Below are 14,679 nucleotides of genomic sequence, written 5' to 3' on the forward strand. Positions count from 1 at the left end.
GTTTTCTTTTCGTCCATGCTGTAAACCCTAATCGTTAATATCAGTTAGTTTGCGAGAGCATCCATTCGGTTTCCACCTTGCCCCAGTCCGGGTGGATAGCTGTCTCACTTTTGAAGGGAGCAAATTTCTGCTGCGCCTTTTCGAGCAGCGGTTTGGCAACTTTCTTCCCTCCTCCATATTCTTCGGGAGTGAAGAACAAACTCGACCCTTCCAGATAATAGATACGCGGATTTTCGGCGTTGATCGATTTAGCCGATTGCAGAAAACCTGTAAACTTTTCCCCATCAGCCTGCCAGCGGTTCATCGGGTCGGCAGCAAGGTGGATCTGCGACTGATAGGCTTTCAACACTTCCAATTCATCATTCGGCTTACCAGCAATACCCTCCGCATCTTTCAATAAGGCATTGGCTTTATCAAGATACTGGTCTTTCTCGTTAAGGGTGCTCCCTGCAAATCCCAACAGCACATTTGCATAGGCTGCATAGTACTTGGGTAACCATTCCTTCGGTTCGGCCGCTGCAATGCGTTCAAACCGGTTAGAGATATCCTGCAAGGTTTTCGGGTCTGGTTTCGCCCGGTCGATACTGTTCAATGCCTTGATCCCATCGGTCATAGCCTGGGTATACTTTTCGTTCTGTGCCCATCCCATACATGCCGATACGGCGATTAAGATTGTGGTTATGAGTAGTTTTTTCATTGGATAAAATGGTTAAAATTCTGATTGTGTTAGTGTTAAAAGTCGTCTTTATCAACTTTGGCCTTTTTCGATAACATGATCTGCATTCCCAGGAAAAAACTCCGGTAGCTCTGCGGCCCAACGGCGTAGCGGGTCTTCCCATCCGGTGTGTAGCGATAGGTGAATACATTCCTGGTATTCAGCACATTCTCGATCGTAGCATAAAAAATCAACAGATTCCCTTTGATACTCTGCAACTTGCTGGCCTGGAAGCTTACATTATGGACCGACGGTGTACGATCTTTCAGGAATTCGTCACTTTGGGGATTGTAATAAGGTCGCCCGCTGGTGAAAGCGTACGTCATGCTCACGTTGGTTTTGGCTTTTTCAAACCATTTTTTGGTGATGAGGCTGATGTTGTGGTTGGAAATAAATGTAGGCGTTGCAGACTCCGCAAATTGCTGGAACAGTCTTTCCGAATCCACAAAACTGTATGTAATCCAATAGTCGAGATTTTTAATGGATTTCTGGTCACGCCAGAAAAAGTCAAACCCTCTGGCATAGCCGTCCCCTCCATTATTGGTAGCTCCCCAGGGAAAGCGATACGGATCCGCATCGTACTTCTGTCCGGTAAACTCCCGCACCAGCTGGCCATAGTTCTTGTAAAATGTCTCTACCCGAAATGTGCGCTGATTTTTGATGATCTGATAATTGAGTATCAAGTGGTCTGCCCGCTCATATTTTAATGTTTGGTTGCGATACAGATATCGGTAGTCCGGATTCTGATAGAACTGTCCTGCGGCGAGAGATATCTGGCTGTACCTTCCGGTTTTATAAGCGAATGACAACCTGGGCGCTACATTGGCGCGGCTAATGACCGAAGAATATTCACTACGCACCCCGATGCGACCGGCCAGTTCACGGGTAATGTAAATTTCTGTTTCAATGAATGCAGCGGTATACCGGTCTTTGAGGCGATACAGCTGTCCGTCTACCCCATTACCCAGGTTGATCGCATGCGCCTCCGCTCCGAAAAGGATCGTGTTGTTTCCGGTAAGCAGCCGGGTCAGCACCAGGCGCGCCTGGGTACGCTGGTCGAACCGGTCGAAATTGACGCCATCGTACGTCATTTTGTCTTTATTGCGGCTGTATGAAAAACCCGAGTTCAATGTCCAGCGACCGTCTTTCCACGAGTCCGTATAAGTACTGGTAGTAAATGCGTTGGCATTGCGAAGCACCAGCCGCATTTTCCCGGATTCAGATGAAGGATCACGACTATCCATGCTCAGATGACTATCCGAATACATGCCGTAGATTTTCAGAACGCCATTTTTGGTGGGTTTCAAACGGTAGGTCAATGAGGAACCTTTAAACTCCGGCGCATGGATCCATTCAACGTTCTGTCTGACCAATTTGAAAAGCGGACGAAGGTTACCATAATATACCACTGCCGAAACCGATTGATTTTTATTTGCATAATCATAATTCAGCCCCGCATTCGCCAGGTTCAGACTGATGCCCAGGCCATTGTTGCTCACCTTGTCAGTCGTGTTCAGCAACAGCACCGATGATAGCGCCTGTCCATATTGAGCAGAATATCCGCCAGTACTGAAAGATGTACCTTTAAACATAAAAGGATTAAAGCGTCCGCGGGACTGGACATCCGGCAATGAACTAAAAAACGGATTCTGAACGATCATGCCGTCGATCACGATCTTGGTTTCCTGCCCCGAGCCCCCCCGGACAAACAACCCCTCCTGCTCCCCCACGCGCTGCGCACCAGGCAGAAATTGCATGGCGCCTGTGATATCGGCGGCCGCACCTGCCGTGGTAACAATATCCAGGGGTTTCAGCATGGCCATTCTTTTATCATCCGAAGCCTCAAATGCGCCCGCAGTGATCACGACCGTACTCAGTTCATTGGCCAGTTCAGCCAGCTTGATCGACAATGCAGCTGGTGCTTCCCTCAGGTTCAATTTACTTTCCGAAATTTCAAAACCAACATAGCTGGCCACCAACGTAGCTGTATCTTTCTCCGTCGTTGGGAAACTGAAAACACCATGGACATCCGTAGTTCCGCCGTCGTAAGTGCCTTTGAGAAAAACATTGGCACCAGGCAACGGGTTACCTTTCTGATCTGTCACTTTCCCATGAATATTCTTCTGCGCGAAAGCGACGGGCGAGACAAGCAAGAACAGACAATAAAAAAGCTTCATGGCTAATAGATTTGCGTGATTGTCTACACAAAACTATTGGCCATGAAGCCCTTTCATAAATGATTTCCGACGAAGTGTAGGTTTCAGGGGGATGAATCTACCCGCTGACGGAATGAAAAACAGTGGGATTTACAGCTCTTCCAATGTAATGTCCTTCCAGTGTACTTTGATACCGCCGCCGTCATGGATCTGTAATGCAATGGAACCTACACCTGCACCGATTTTCGCATCTGTCAGATCCACCATTTCATGCCCGTTCAGCCATGTCTGAGTACGATCGCCTTCCGCGCGGATACGTAATGTGTTCCATTCTCCCATTTTAAGAAAACCCTCTTTCTCGTCCGGAATCTGGACCAGCCAGTTGCGTCCGTACGACTCATAAATGCCGCCGGTATCGTGGTTTGGCGGCGCTACTTCCACCTGCCAGCCCGAAACCTTCGTTCCTTCCACAGTGGATCTGAAGAACACACCGCTGTTACCATTCGCTTCCTGTTTGAATTTCAATGAGAGATCGAAGTTTTTGTAGAATTTGTCGGTGGTCAGGTAACCGTATTTCTTGTCGGGGCCGCTTTCGCAAATCAGCTCGCCATTTTCCACGAACCATTTTTCGGTTCCGTGCACCGTCCAGCCTTTGAGATCCTTTCCGTTGAATAATTTGACGGGCTTTTTTAGAGGGTCCGCCTCAGGGCCATTCAGCGCAAAAAACGCTGAATTCAGCATCAGGACAGCAGCTCCGGCGACAAACAATTGTCTAATTTTTAACATGGTAGGTATGGGATTAGGATTAAAAAAATCTGGTTACAAATTCTGTCAAAATACATTTTCCATTAGTTTTACAGAAATTAACCAGTAGGAAAGCTATGAAAAAAAACCGTTTTGTAGGGCGTTGGGCAACATTTTTTTTGGCAGCAGGAGTATTCTCAACTGCTTTTTTATCCTGTAAAGAAAAGGCAGAGGATAAGGTAGCACCCAAAGCGATGACGGATATCATTCTGGAAAATCCGGAATTCAGCATATTGAAAGACATCATGAACCATGCTGAGATGAACGATGCTTTCAGATCCCAGAACTATACCTTTTTTGCGCCTGACAATAATGCTTTCAAAAAGGCCAACATTTTCAGCGCATCGGTCATTACTTCGATGCCTTCCGATTCAGCAGAAGTGTTCTTGCTGCGTCACGTGCTCTTGGGCCCCACTGTTTATTCGGAACTAAAAGCGAAACCTGGCGACAAAGAATCGGTAGGTAAGCGGAAAATCACGATAGAAGTTAAAGACACTGTGGTAACCGCCAACAAGTCCGAAATCATTAAAAAGGACGTGAATGCTTCAAACGGCGTTATGCAGGTGATCGACAGCGTATTGGTCAACCCTATTAAATAATATATAAGAATACCCGGCAGGAACGCTGCCGGGTATTCTTATGCTGGTATCAAATGGCTTAAAACTGTTCGGTGTGCGAGAAAAAGAAATTGCCCTCAATTGCCGCATTCTCGTCCGAATCCGAACCATGGATCGCATTCGCTTCGATTGACTTCGCAAATAGTTTGCGGATCGTACCCTCGTCTGCATTCGCCGGGTTGGTAGCACCGATGAGTGTACGGAAATCAGCCACTGCATTCTCCTTTTCCAGGATCATCGGGACAATGGGACCCGACGACATATACTTGCAAAGATCATTATAGAAAGGGCGCTCCTTATGCACGGCATAGAACTCTCCTGCACGCTCTGGGGTAAGCTGTGTTTTTTTCAAGGCCACAATCCGGAATCCCGCTGCCTCGATCATTTTGATGATTGAACCTGAATGACCATCCTGCACAGCGTCAGGCTTGATCATGGTAAAAGTCTTATTCGTTGGCATACTTACTTGGCTAAATTGATTTCGGGTGCAAAGCTACTATTTTTCAATCTATATCCCCGAACCTTTCGCTAGCAAGGCCTTGCCCCAGGTTAAATCATGCCCTGATTGCCAGCCTTTAGCGCTCTTCATTAAGCAAATCCCAACAGATTTGTTAATTTTGTGGGCTCTAAGCAATCAGGAAATTCCTCTTTTGAACTAAGTAACTGTGAATCAAACCATTGAAGAGCTTTGCTCTTTTTTATCCCAACCCCAAAAAATCGTTATCACGACGCATCGCGACCCGGACGCCGATGCTTTGGGGTCATCCCTGGGCTGGGGCAGTTATTTAACGAAAAAAGGCCACGAAGTTACCGTCATCAGTCCTACCGATTATGCAGCTAACCTCCGGTGGCTATCGGGAATGGAAAATGTGCTGGTTTACGAAAAGTCATCTGAACAAGGTAAATGTAAAAAGAAGATCGCCGAGGCTACACTGATCTGCTGTCTCGATTTTTCCGCATTGTCCCGTTTGAAAGATCTGGGCAAGGTAGTTCAGGATGCGCCGGCCCCCAAGATGATGATCGATCACCATCTGGAACCTGAGCTGTTTGCCAAATGGATGATCTGGGATACTACTGCGGCGGCCACAGCACAGCTGGTTTATGAGCTCGTCAAAGAAATGGAGGGTGGTTTGCCTGCTGAGCAGATTTTTGACATCCCCATGTCCGAATGCCTTTATGCGGGTATCATGACCGACACCGGATCGTTCAGGCACGGCAATGTCACTCCTGCGGTCCATCTGGCAGTAGCCGACCTGATGCGCACCGGATTCGATTCCAGCCGTGTACACCGATTGATCTACGACAATGCGCCATTATCCCGCCTGCAATTTCTGGGTTATGTACTTTCCCAGAAACTAACTGTGCTTCCCGAATACCGGACTGCCTATATGGTGCTGACAGAGGCGGAATTGCAGAAGTTCAATTCCAGCTCTGGTGAAACCGAAGGCATTGTCAATTATGGATTGCAAGTCGAGAATGTGGTTATGTCAGCCATGTTCATCGAACGGAAAGGCGAGGTCAAAATTTCCTTCCGTTCCGTGGGATCATTCTCGGTACGGGATCTGGCAAGTACCCATTTCAGTGGCGGCGGACATAAGAATGCATCCGGCGGCAGGTCGGAACAATCGGTTAATGACACGGTTGCACGCTTTTTAAATATACTGCCCTCCTACCGGCAAGAGCTTTTAAATGTTGACTAAACTTAAATACTTACTTCACCAAAATATCTTTTAATTAACACATCCAATGAATTTAAAAACAATCGGTTATGCGATGGGCATAACTATCCTCGCAGCCGCTTGCAACAAGTATCGTACGCAGGTTACCGAAAGCGGCCTTAAATACCAGCTTTTCGATCACGAAGACGATGCAAGAAAAGCAAAACTGGGAGATATCATGACGTTTCACCTGGTTTTGAAGAATGGGACAGATTCCACGCTTCGCGACACATACAAAGAGAAAAATCCTGTTAAGATGGTATTGCAGGCCGCTCCTTACAAAGGCAGCTTCGAAGAAGGCCTTACCATGCTGGCAACCGGCGACAGTGCCAAATTCATGATCAATGCAGATACATTGTTTGCGAAGATCGGACAACCTATGCCCCCGATGATCAAAAAAGGCTCCGAACTTACCTTCACCGTGAAAGTGATCAGTGTACTGACCTCGGAAGAATTCCAGAAACAACAATCTGAGGCCGGTAAAAAACAGAAGGATATCGATGCAAAAATCATTGAAGACTATCTGACTAAAAATAACCTGAAAGGCAAAGCCAGGAAAACAGCTTCGGGACTGGTATATGTATCCCAAGCGGAAGGAACCGGCGCAAGCCCGGTGGCTGGTGATAACGTGAAGGTACATTACACAGGTAAATTCCTGGACGGAAAAGAGTTCGATAGCTCCAAAAACCAAGGCAAGCCGCTTGACCTGCAAGTTGGAGCCGGTATGGTAATTCCAGGATGGGAAGAAGGCATTATGCTGATGAAAAAGGGAGAAAAAGGCCTTTTGTTAATTCCTTCCGGCCTTGCTTACGGACCTGAGACTTACGGCCCGATCCCTGGCAACTCGGTACTTCAATTTGAAATGGAATTGATCGATTTCACTAAAGGTGCGGCACCTCAACCCGCCGGACCCGCTGCACCTGCACCTGCCAAATAAAGGACATTCGCATATTTGGAACGGCTATCTCACAAGGGTAGCCGTTTTTTGTGTAAAATGCATATTATAAATACGACCTGCCCATGAAACTTTGCTTTGCTACAAATAACCAAAACAAACTGAAAGAAATCCAAGCTTTGCTCGGCGACAAGTTCGAACTAGTCACACTGTCGGAGATCGGCTGTGTCGAAGAGATTCCGGAACCTTATGAAACCATCCAGGAAAATGCCCTTGCGAAAGCCAGCTATGTTCGAGAAAAGTATGGTGTGGACTGCTTTGCCGACGACAGTGGCCTCATCGTGCCCTCGTTGAATGGCGAACCCGGGGTCCATTCCGCCTATTACGCAGGCCCGCAACGCAGCCACGATGATAACATCAGCCTCCTACTCGAAAAGCTTTCGGCTGAAAAGGATCGACGTGCCCATTTCCTTACAGTTATTTCTTTGAGCCTGGGAACAGAATACTATGCATTCGAGGGATGTGTTCAGGGAACGATCATTGGTGAGAAACGTGGCACGGGCGGCTTTGGCTATGACCCGGTATTTGTTCCCGTGGGACACGACCGTACTTTTGCAGAAATGACCCTGGCGGAGAAATCCACGATCAGCCACCGCTCCATCGCCTTTGCTGCCCTGGTGGATTTCCTCGAAAATCATTGATTTTTATTCATATCAAATCAAACGGACATGTCAGACTTTAATTCGGATGATTATCGCTACGATGGCAGCAAAAAACTGGATATCAGCAAGGCAAAAACGAGGATCAAAGATATTTACGCGAACAAAGCCGAGTATGAAGCCATGCAAACCGAATCCTCTAAGCAACTGGACGAGCTGCAGAGCATGATGTATGCCCATAACCGCTATGGCCTGCTCGTGATATTTCAGGCTATGGACGCTGCGGGTAAGGACGGAACGATCAAGCATGTCCTGTCGGGAGTAAATCCGGTCGGAGTGAAAATACATTCCTTTAAAAGGCCTACCGAAACCGAGCTGGGCCATGATTTCCTTTGGCGGACGAATCTCGTTTTGCCTCAGCGCGGTACGATCACCATTTTTAACCGCAGTTACTATGAAGAGGTCTTGGTCGTAAAGGTTCAACCCGAAATCCTGACCCAGTCCCAAAGGCTGCCGACCGAGCTGACAGAAGACCTGGACAAGGTTTGGAAACATCGTTACTCGGATATCCGGAATCTGGAAAAATACCTTTACCGGAATGGAATCCGTGTAATCAAATTTTTCCTGAATGTGTCGAAAAAGGAGCAGGCAGACCGGCTGATCGAACGCATTGAAGACCCTTCCAAAAACTGGAAGTTTGAAGAGCAGGATGTCAAGGTCCGCGAAAAATGGGACGAGTATATGCAGGCTTACGAAGATTGCATCAATGCAACTGCGACGAAGAAAGCACCTTGGTATGTCATACCCGCAGACGATAAAAAAAACCTCCGCCTGACCGTAGCCGAAATCATTGCCGAGGAATTGAAGAAGATGAAAATGACCTACCCTGAATCCGGTCCGGAACGCACTGAAGAACTCCGGCATTTTATAGACATCATCAACGAACAGACGGGGCAGCCATAAACGCAAAAAAGGCAGCCGGTCGATGACCGGCTGCCTTATAGCTATGCATGGTGTGAAGTTATATCCTTATTTCTTGATGGTGAAGTTTCCACCTCCAATTTTATATCCTTCCGCATAAAGCTCCACATTGTATTTTCCAGGGCGGAACTTCGAAGTATAGTCGTACAACATTTCCACTTTCTGGTTGTTGTTCTGATATGCGATTGATTCACGGGTAGTAAACTTGGACGGAGCCCCATCTACTTCAAACTCTCCTGAACCCGTAGCATCGTCAGCTACAACTGCTCCTTCCGGATCCAATACCCTTACATAAATGTCTTTGGGCTCCTGAGCTGTCAGCTCATTTTCAGGCAGGTTGAACACCAGTTTCAGCTTATCGACACGGCTGGCTTTGTATTCCTCTTTTTCTCTCGTTTTACCTCTTGAATTAACGGTCAGAATTTTCAGATTCTGCGCTTTCAATGCAGCAGCCTTAGTCACTTTTGCGCTCAACTCCTTGTTTGCAGCGGTAAATGTTACCACGGAGTCAGTCAATTCAGCCTGACGTTGCACCAAACGTTCACGTTCGCTTGTAAGCGTTCCTACGTGTGTGTGCAGGGAGTCGTTGCTTGCTACCAGATGCTCGTTTTCAGCTTTCAACTGCGCTATCATCTCGTCTTTTTCTGTCAGGAATTTCTCGTATTCCTTGATCTTACCGAGATACTTGTTGGTTTCCACTCTTCTGCTGCGTGAGAATGCTACTTTATCAGCTTCGAGTTTCTCCTTCATTTTGGTGAGTTCTGTGATGTCACCTCCTAATTTTTCAACTTCTGCAATCTTGGCATCAAGTACCGTTGAAATAGAGTCCAGTTTAGTTTTGGTTACAGCAAGCTCTCTCGCTTTCTCAACGACCATCGACTCTTGCTGAGTCAATTCTTGCTTCTGAGTGGTAAACAGGTAGCCAAACATGGCTGTTGCAAGCCCAAGGACAACGACCATCGCCCACGCTATGCTTTGCTTATTTTTCTGTTCTTGTTGCATTGATTTTAAAGTTTACTTGTGTGATTTAGTTTCCATGTGACGGTTAAAATAAAATCCGGGTCTACATGATTCTGTTGACATTTAAAACCAATTCTGTGCCGCTTGATGCGAGTAGTGTCATTTGTGAACCCGCAGGTATCAAAAACTCTCCTCATCAGCACAAAAAGAGCCTAATTCTTGCGAAAAAGGCTCCTTTGTCAGATAAATTCTCCATTATGAAAAGTATGCTGAACCGCAGGCTGCTTCAACCCGGAAACAGAAAATTGGGTAATGTTTACCCAAACTATGGTGCTAGAGTACAGCGCTATTCAGCCTGCAAACCTGTCATAATCCTATTTTTGCCCGGATACTAAAAGTCTTTTTGTCCATTAAAATCAATTTCTGGTAACCGTCGACCTCATAATTGTCGACTTGCAAAAGATTATCCTTTTTTTCCAGTCGCATCACAATCTTCTTTTCAGAATCATAAATCTTATTTTTCGTATGAATCAGTGCTTCTATATACAGAGGTTGTTTCAAAACCGAGTCTGTTTCAATTTTCAGGTATCTGACCGGCAAATCCGCATTGGTCTTGAGCTGGTATTCGTAGTGCGTCGGGTCCTGCTGCATTATTTCATAACTCTGGCGGTAGGACGGCTTATTAAGATCAGCCTGAATAAACAATTCCAGCTCCTTTTTCCAGTCGACCAGTGTGGTCTTTGCAACTTCGCTTTTTTCGCCCAACCTTGCCGTCTTGTTGATTTCGGGCTTTTTATCATTCAGTTGAATAATCTGATTTTCAATGAAGCCTTTCAGGTCATAATAAAGCTTAGGACCATCGTCCTGCGCCTCTTCCCGCCCACATGAAGTCAATAAAAAAAGAAAGAAAGCTAGTGTGATACCGCCGGATAATATGCGAAATACATCTGGCAGAAGAGGAAAAGTTCGGTGATTCATGAATAGTAGTGTCCCATTCATCGGGACTATACAGTAGTGTCTAAAAAAACAGAGAGCCCACCGGACTCTCTGCTGTTTAACATCATTTAATGGTGTTAAGTTTAAAGAATGCTTGTTCCGGTCATCTCTGTTGGCTGAGCAATGCCCATCAATGCGAGAATAGTCGGTGCTACATCTGCAAGCTTACCATCTTTGATAGGATGCTGATAGTTGTTGTCCACCAGGACGCAAGGCACCAGATTAAGTGAATGCGCAGTATTGGGCGATCCGTCGTCATTCATCATGTAATCTGAATTGCCATGATCGGCAATAATGATGGATGAGTAACCATGACTCAAACCGGCAGTCACAACCGCTTGGACACATTGATCGACCGTTTCACAAGCCTTTACTGCGGCTTCGAAAACACCGGTATGCCCTACCATGTCGGCGTTGGCAAAATTGAGGCAAACAAAGTCTACCTCTTCTTTTTCGAGTTCAGGGACAATGGCATCCCGGATATCAAATGCAGACATTTCAGGTTGCAGGTCATATGTCGCGACCTTCGGCGATGGGCAAAGCAAGCGGCTTTCGCCCTCGAAAGGCTTTTCACGACCTCCGGAGAAGAAGAAAGTAACGTGTGGATATTTCTCAGTTTCAGCGATCCGTATCTGTTTTTTTCCGGCAGCTTCCAATACTTCACCAAGAGTATTGTTCAAATTATCCTTATCAAAAATGACGTCCACACCTTTGAAAGTATCATCATAATTGGTCATGGTGATATATTTCAAATTCAGCTTGTGCATATTTTGCTCGTGGAAATCCTGCTGAGTGAGCGCTTCTGTAATTTCGCGGCCCCGGTCGGTGCGGAAATTGAAGCAAAGCACTACATCGCCATCCTGAATCAGCGCAAGCGGCGCACCGTCTGCATTCGTGGCGATAATAGGATGGATAAATTCGTCCGTTATACCTTCTTCATAAGAAGCCTGTACAGCCGTCAATACATCGGCAGCTGGCACATGCTTGCCCTCACCAAGTACCATGGCGTCATAGGCGAGTTTCACACGCTCCCAGCGCTTGTCACGGTCCATTGCATAATAGCGACCGGTGATGCTGGCGATCTGCCCGGTTGTTTTAGCCATCGAGTCATTCAGGTCCGTCAGGAAGCCTAAGCCACTCTTTGGATCCGTATCACGGCCGTCGGTGAATGCATGTACAAATACATTACGCAATCCTCGATCGGCGGCTATTTTGCAAAGACCTTTCACGTGTTCGATGTGTGAATGCACACCGCCATCTGAGACCAACCCAATGAAGTGTACCCTCTTTCCTTGTGCCTGCGCATAGTCGAGCGCATTGGTTAATGCAGGCTCCTGCCCCAATGTCCCTTCCGAAACAGCCAGGTTGATTTTCACCAGGTCCTGGTAAACGACACGACCTGCTCCAAGATTGGTATGCCCAACTTCGGAATTACCCATTTGACCGTCGGGCAACCCAACCGCCAAACCGCTTGCTTCAAGCATGCTATGCGGGTATTGTTGCAAAATCGAATCGTAAAACGGAGTCTTTGCAGCGAGGATGGCTGACCGGTTCTCCTCGCCTGACTTCGCGATTCCCCAGCCGTCCATGATAATAAGAATGACTTTCTTGCTCAATGTCTTAAATATTAATTGTGTAAGTATTGAAGGGATGCGGCGCCCTTACTCTGTCTTTTTGCTTTCGACGGGCTGATTGTTTTCATCTACAATCACATAAACCTCTTCATTGGGCCGGCGCATCATAAATTTCTCACGCGCCCATTTTTCGAGCATTTTAGGATTTCCGAAAACCTCATTACGTTCCTTTTTTACTTCCTTGATTTTTTCCAGAAGAATGGCTTTTTCTTTTTCAAGATCTTTCATCTTCATCCGGTTCGAAAGCACGATCCGGGCATTGTTATTATCAAGAAACAATATCCATATCAGCCACGCGACGAAGGTAGCGACATAGAAGTTCTTCAATGTGTGCAGTGACCAGAACGAATGATTTTTCATCGTGGGAATGCCCTGAAACGAGAACCGGAGCACTGGGCTCCGGCTCTCTTATATGGTTGATTAAAATTTCAATCCCGGGAAGTAAGCGCTTTCACCCAGTTCTTCTTCGATGCGAAGCAACTGGTTGTATTTCGCCATACGGTCAGAACGTGAAGCCGATCCTGTTTTGATCTGTCCGGTGTTCAATGCAACAGCAAGGTCAGCAATCGTTGCGTCTTCTGTTTCACCTGAGCGGTGCGACATAATGCTCTTATAGCTGTTGCGTTTTGCGAGGTTTACAGTATCGATTGTCTCAGTCAAAGAACCGATCTGGTTTACTTTTACCAATACCGCGTTAGCGATCTGTGATTCGATACCTTGTTGCAGACGGGTTACGTTAGTTACGAATAAGTCGTCACCCACCAGCTGGCATTTCTTCCCAACAGAGTCTGTCAGAGTTTTCCAACCTGCCCAGTCGTCTTCGTCCATACCATCTTCGATTGAGATGATAGGATATTTAGCAACCCATTGAGTCCAGTAGTCAGCCATTTCATCAGAGTTCAACTTGCGGCCGTCTGACTTTTTGAAGTGGTACAGCCCGTTCTCGTAGAATTCGGAAACAGCGGCATCCATTGCGATAAAGATCTCTTCGCCTGGTTTATAACCTGCTTTCTCGATTGCCTGAAGTACTACCTCGATGGCCTCCTCGTTGGATTTGATATTTGGAGCAAAACCACCTTCGTCGCCTACGTTGGTTGAATATCCTTTGCTCTTTAGAACGGTTTTCAAAGTATGGAAAACCTCTACGCCCATGCGCAGTGCCTGCGAAAACGTGTCGGCCTTAGCGGGCATGATCATAAACTCCTGGAAATCGATGGAGTTATCAGCATGGCTTCCTCCGTTCAGGATGTTCATCATTGGTACAGGTAGCGTATTTGCATTGGTTCCGCCCACATAACGGTACAATGGCAGGTTAGCTTCCTGCGCCGCAGCTTTCGCAGCAGCAAGAGAAACACCCAGAATTGCATTGGCTCCCAGCTTCGCTTTGTTAGGCGTGCCATCCAATTCCAGCATGATTTTATCTATGAGGTTCTGCTCGAATACTGAGCAGCCGATCAGTTCAGGGAAAATAATGTCGTTTACATTCTCAACCGCTTTCAAAACACCTTTTCCAACGTAAACACTTTTGTCGTCATCGCGAAGCTCCACTGCTTCGTGTTTTCCGGTAGAAGCACCAGATGGTACAGCAGCACGTCCTAAATAACCATTCTCGGTACGAATATCAACTTCTATTGTGGGGTTTCCTCTTGAATCCAGAATTTGTCTTGCATGTACTGACTGAATCGTACTCATTTGCAGCTTGTGGTTTGATTAAAAATTGGAATATGTTAACGGTACAAAATAACACAAAAAAATCGTCATCCATAAACTCCATTTGATTTTCAGCTAAATTTACAATCTCATCAACCACCTTATTTTCGATGAAAATAACCCACATTTTAGCATTCCTGCTCTTGACTTCTATCTCGGCCTTCCAGGCTCATGCTCAGATCAGTATGGACGAATTTGAGAATAAACTATCCAAAAGCAGGGACGCCCAGCTCCTCGACGTTCGCACACCGGAAGAGTATGGGGAAGGGCATTTGAAGAATGCCGACAACATCGATTACAAAAGCGCCGATTTTAAGGATCAAATTGCCAAACTGGATAAAAACAAGCCTGTGTTTGTGTATTGCCTATCAGGAGGAAGGAGCGCAGCGGCGGCCATTGTATTACGGGAGAACGGTTTCAGGGAGGTTTACGATATGAAGGGCGGCTACCTGAAATGGAATACCTCAGGCAAAACGATCGAAGGCGTCAATAAAGCAGGCATACCGGGTTTAAGCTCCACTGAATTTAACAAAATCATAAACTCTGAAAAAATCGTTCTAATCGACTTTTACGCCAAATGGTGCCTGCCTTGTGTAAAAATGCTTCCCACCGTTACCAAACTACAGACAGAATACCAGGGCAAAGCCAAAATTGAAATGATCTCTTATGATCCTAACAAGACATTGGCCAAAGAACTTGGCATTGATGAAATACCGGCATTCCTGCTCTATAAAAATGGCAAATTAGTAACCCGAAAGAACGGCTTCATGGAAGAAAAGGACTTCCGTGCCTTGCTTGATTCCAGTTTATGATCGTATTCTGAGCTAACAAAAA

The 14,679-nt window shown here is 46.3% G+C and carries 15 protein-coding genes; 6 read left to right on the forward strand and 9 right to left on the reverse strand.

Translation table 11 applies throughout. The features are described from left to right. Positions 1–40: 40 nt before the first annotated feature. The 3 genes from BP71_RS14180 to BP71_RS14190 all read right to left on the reverse strand — a co-directional run bounded on the left by BP71_RS14180 (position 41) and on the right by BP71_RS14190 (position 3,612). The gene (locus BP71_RS14180) at positions 41–697 is read right to left on the reverse strand and encodes a hypothetical protein (protein ID WP_496380236.1); all 657 of its coding nucleotides are present in this window, start codon (positions 695–697) and stop codon (positions 41–43) included. 35 nt (positions 698–732) lie between these two features. Beyond that, entirely contained in the window at positions 733–2,892 is a 2,160-nt protein-coding gene (locus BP71_RS14185; RefSeq protein WP_496380238.1) for a TonB-dependent receptor, read from the reverse strand. Positions 2,893–3,021: 129 nt separating this feature from the next. Beyond that, positions 3,022–3,612 (reverse strand): 3-keto-disaccharide hydrolase, encoded by a 591-nt coding sequence (locus BP71_RS14190; protein WP_496380597.1) that lies wholly within the window; start codon positions 3,610–3,612, stop codon positions 3,022–3,024. Positions 3,613–3,752: 140 nt separating this feature from the next. On the opposite strand from BP71_RS14190, the gene BP71_RS14195 reads away from it, so the two are divergent. Further along, positions 3,753–4,274 carry a fasciclin domain-containing protein gene (locus BP71_RS14195; RefSeq protein WP_496380240.1) on the forward strand — a complete coding sequence of 174 codons (522 nt, stop codon included), beginning with the start codon at positions 3,753–3,755 and terminating at the stop codon, positions 4,272–4,274. A 58-nt stretch (positions 4,275–4,332) separates the two neighbouring features. Here BP71_RS14195 and BP71_RS14200 read toward each other — a convergent pair whose 3' ends face one another. Then, on the reverse strand, positions 4,333–4,752 hold the full coding sequence (locus BP71_RS14200) for a nucleoside-diphosphate kinase (protein WP_496380242.1): 420 nt from the start codon (positions 4,750–4,752) through the stop codon (positions 4,333–4,335). 205 nt (positions 4,753–4,957) lie between these two features. Between BP71_RS14200 and BP71_RS14205 the strand changes: the two genes are divergently transcribed. The 4 genes from BP71_RS14205 (at position 4,958) to BP71_RS14220 (ending at position 8,527) form a co-directional block, all read left to right on the forward strand. After that, positions 4,958–5,992, forward strand: a complete 1,035-nt coding sequence (locus BP71_RS14205) for a DHH family phosphoesterase (protein ID WP_496380244.1) — start codon at positions 4,958–4,960, stop codon at positions 5,990–5,992. A gap of 46 nt (positions 5,993–6,038) precedes the next feature. Further along, positions 6,039–6,947: an FKBP-type peptidyl-prolyl cis-trans isomerase gene (locus BP71_RS14210; RefSeq protein WP_496380246.1), complete on the forward strand. Its 909-nt coding sequence runs from the start codon at positions 6,039–6,041 to the stop codon at positions 6,945–6,947. Positions 6,948–7,030: 83 nt separating this feature from the next. Beyond that, complete coding sequence (gene rdgB / locus BP71_RS14215; RefSeq protein WP_496380248.1) at positions 7,031–7,606, forward strand: RdgB/HAM1 family non-canonical purine NTP pyrophosphatase; 576 nt, start codon at positions 7,031–7,033, stop codon at positions 7,604–7,606. Positions 7,607–7,633: 27 nt separating this feature from the next. After that, complete coding sequence (locus BP71_RS14220; RefSeq protein WP_496380249.1) at positions 7,634–8,527, forward strand: polyphosphate kinase 2 family protein; 894 nt, start codon at positions 7,634–7,636, stop codon at positions 8,525–8,527. 66 nt (positions 8,528–8,593) lie between these two features. On the opposite strand, the gene BP71_RS14225 is transcribed toward BP71_RS14220, so the two are convergent. The 5 genes from BP71_RS14225 to eno all read right to left on the reverse strand — a co-directional run bounded on the left by BP71_RS14225 (position 8,594) and on the right by eno (position 13,827). After that, positions 8,594–9,547: a DUF8428 domain-containing protein gene (locus BP71_RS14225; protein WP_496380251.1), complete on the reverse strand. Its 954-nt coding sequence runs from the start codon at positions 9,545–9,547 to the stop codon at positions 8,594–8,596. Positions 9,548–9,871: 324 nt separating this feature from the next. Beyond that, on the reverse strand, positions 9,872–10,483 hold the full coding sequence (locus tag BP71_RS14230; RefSeq protein WP_496380252.1) for a hypothetical protein: 612 nt from the start codon (positions 10,481–10,483) through the stop codon (positions 9,872–9,874). 101 nt (positions 10,484–10,584) lie between these two features. Next, positions 10,585–12,117 (reverse strand): 2,3-bisphosphoglycerate-independent phosphoglycerate mutase, encoded by a 1,533-nt coding sequence (gene gpmI, locus BP71_RS14235; protein WP_496380254.1) that lies wholly within the window; start codon positions 12,115–12,117, stop codon positions 10,585–10,587. A 45-nt stretch (positions 12,118–12,162) separates the two neighbouring features. After that, complete coding sequence (locus BP71_RS14240) at positions 12,163–12,495, reverse strand: FtsB family cell division protein (protein ID WP_496380256.1); 333 nt, start codon at positions 12,493–12,495, stop codon at positions 12,163–12,165. Between the two features lie 60 nt (positions 12,496–12,555). Beyond that, the gene (gene eno / locus BP71_RS14245; protein WP_295929193.1) at positions 12,556–13,827 is read right to left on the reverse strand and encodes a phosphopyruvate hydratase; all 1,272 of its coding nucleotides are present in this window, start codon (positions 13,825–13,827) and stop codon (positions 12,556–12,558) included. A gap of 128 nt (positions 13,828–13,955) precedes the next feature. Between eno and BP71_RS14250 the strand changes: the two genes are divergently transcribed. Then, positions 13,956–14,657, forward strand: a complete 702-nt coding sequence (locus tag BP71_RS14250; protein ID WP_496380258.1) for a thioredoxin domain-containing protein — start codon at positions 13,956–13,958, stop codon at positions 14,655–14,657. The last annotated feature ends 22 nt before the right edge of the window (positions 14,658–14,679 follow it).

It is taken from the genome of Dyadobacter ginsengisoli DSM 21015 (genome assembly GCF_059568735.1).

Excerpts from the sequence above, each read along its gene's own strand:
- BP71_RS14180 (WP_496380236.1), bottom strand. The coding sequence starts at position 697 with ATGAAAAAACTACTCATAACCACAATCTTAATCGCCGTATCGGCATGT.
- BP71_RS14185 (WP_496380238.1), bottom strand. The coding sequence starts at position 2,892 with ATGAAGCTTTTTTATTGTCTGTTCTTGCTTGTCTCGCCCGTCGCTTTC.
- BP71_RS14190 (WP_496380597.1), bottom strand. The coding sequence starts at position 3,612 with ATGCTGAATTCAGCGTTTTTTGCGCTGAATGGCCCTGAGGCGGACCCT.
- BP71_RS14195 (WP_496380240.1), top strand. The coding sequence starts at position 3,753 with ATGAAAAAAAACCGTTTTGTAGGGCGTTGGGCAACATTTTTTTTGGCA.
- BP71_RS14200 (WP_496380242.1), bottom strand. The coding sequence starts at position 4,752 with ATGCCAACGAATAAGACTTTTACCATGATCAAGCCTGACGCTGTGCAG.
- BP71_RS14210 (WP_496380246.1), top strand. The coding sequence starts at position 6,039 with ATGAATTTAAAAACAATCGGTTATGCGATGGGCATAACTATCCTCGCA.
- rdgB (WP_496380248.1), top strand. The coding sequence starts at position 7,031 with ATGAAACTTTGCTTTGCTACAAATAACCAAAACAAACTGAAAGAAATC.
- BP71_RS14220 (WP_496380249.1), top strand. The coding sequence starts at position 7,634 with ATGTCAGACTTTAATTCGGATGATTATCGCTACGATGGCAGCAAAAAA.
- BP71_RS14225 (WP_496380251.1), bottom strand. The coding sequence starts at position 9,547 with ATGCAACAAGAACAGAAAAATAAGCAAAGCATAGCGTGGGCGATGGTC.
- BP71_RS14230 (WP_496380252.1), bottom strand. The coding sequence starts at position 10,483 with ATGAATCACCGAACTTTTCCTCTTCTGCCAGATGTATTTCGCATATTA.
- BP71_RS14240 (WP_496380256.1), bottom strand. The coding sequence starts at position 12,495 with ATGAAAAATCATTCGTTCTGGTCACTGCACACATTGAAGAACTTCTAT.
- eno (WP_295929193.1), bottom strand. The coding sequence starts at position 13,827 with ATGAGTACGATTCAGTCAGTACATGCAAGACAAATTCTGGATTCAAGA.
- BP71_RS14250 (WP_496380258.1), top strand. The coding sequence starts at position 13,956 with ATGAAAATAACCCACATTTTAGCATTCCTGCTCTTGACTTCTATCTCG.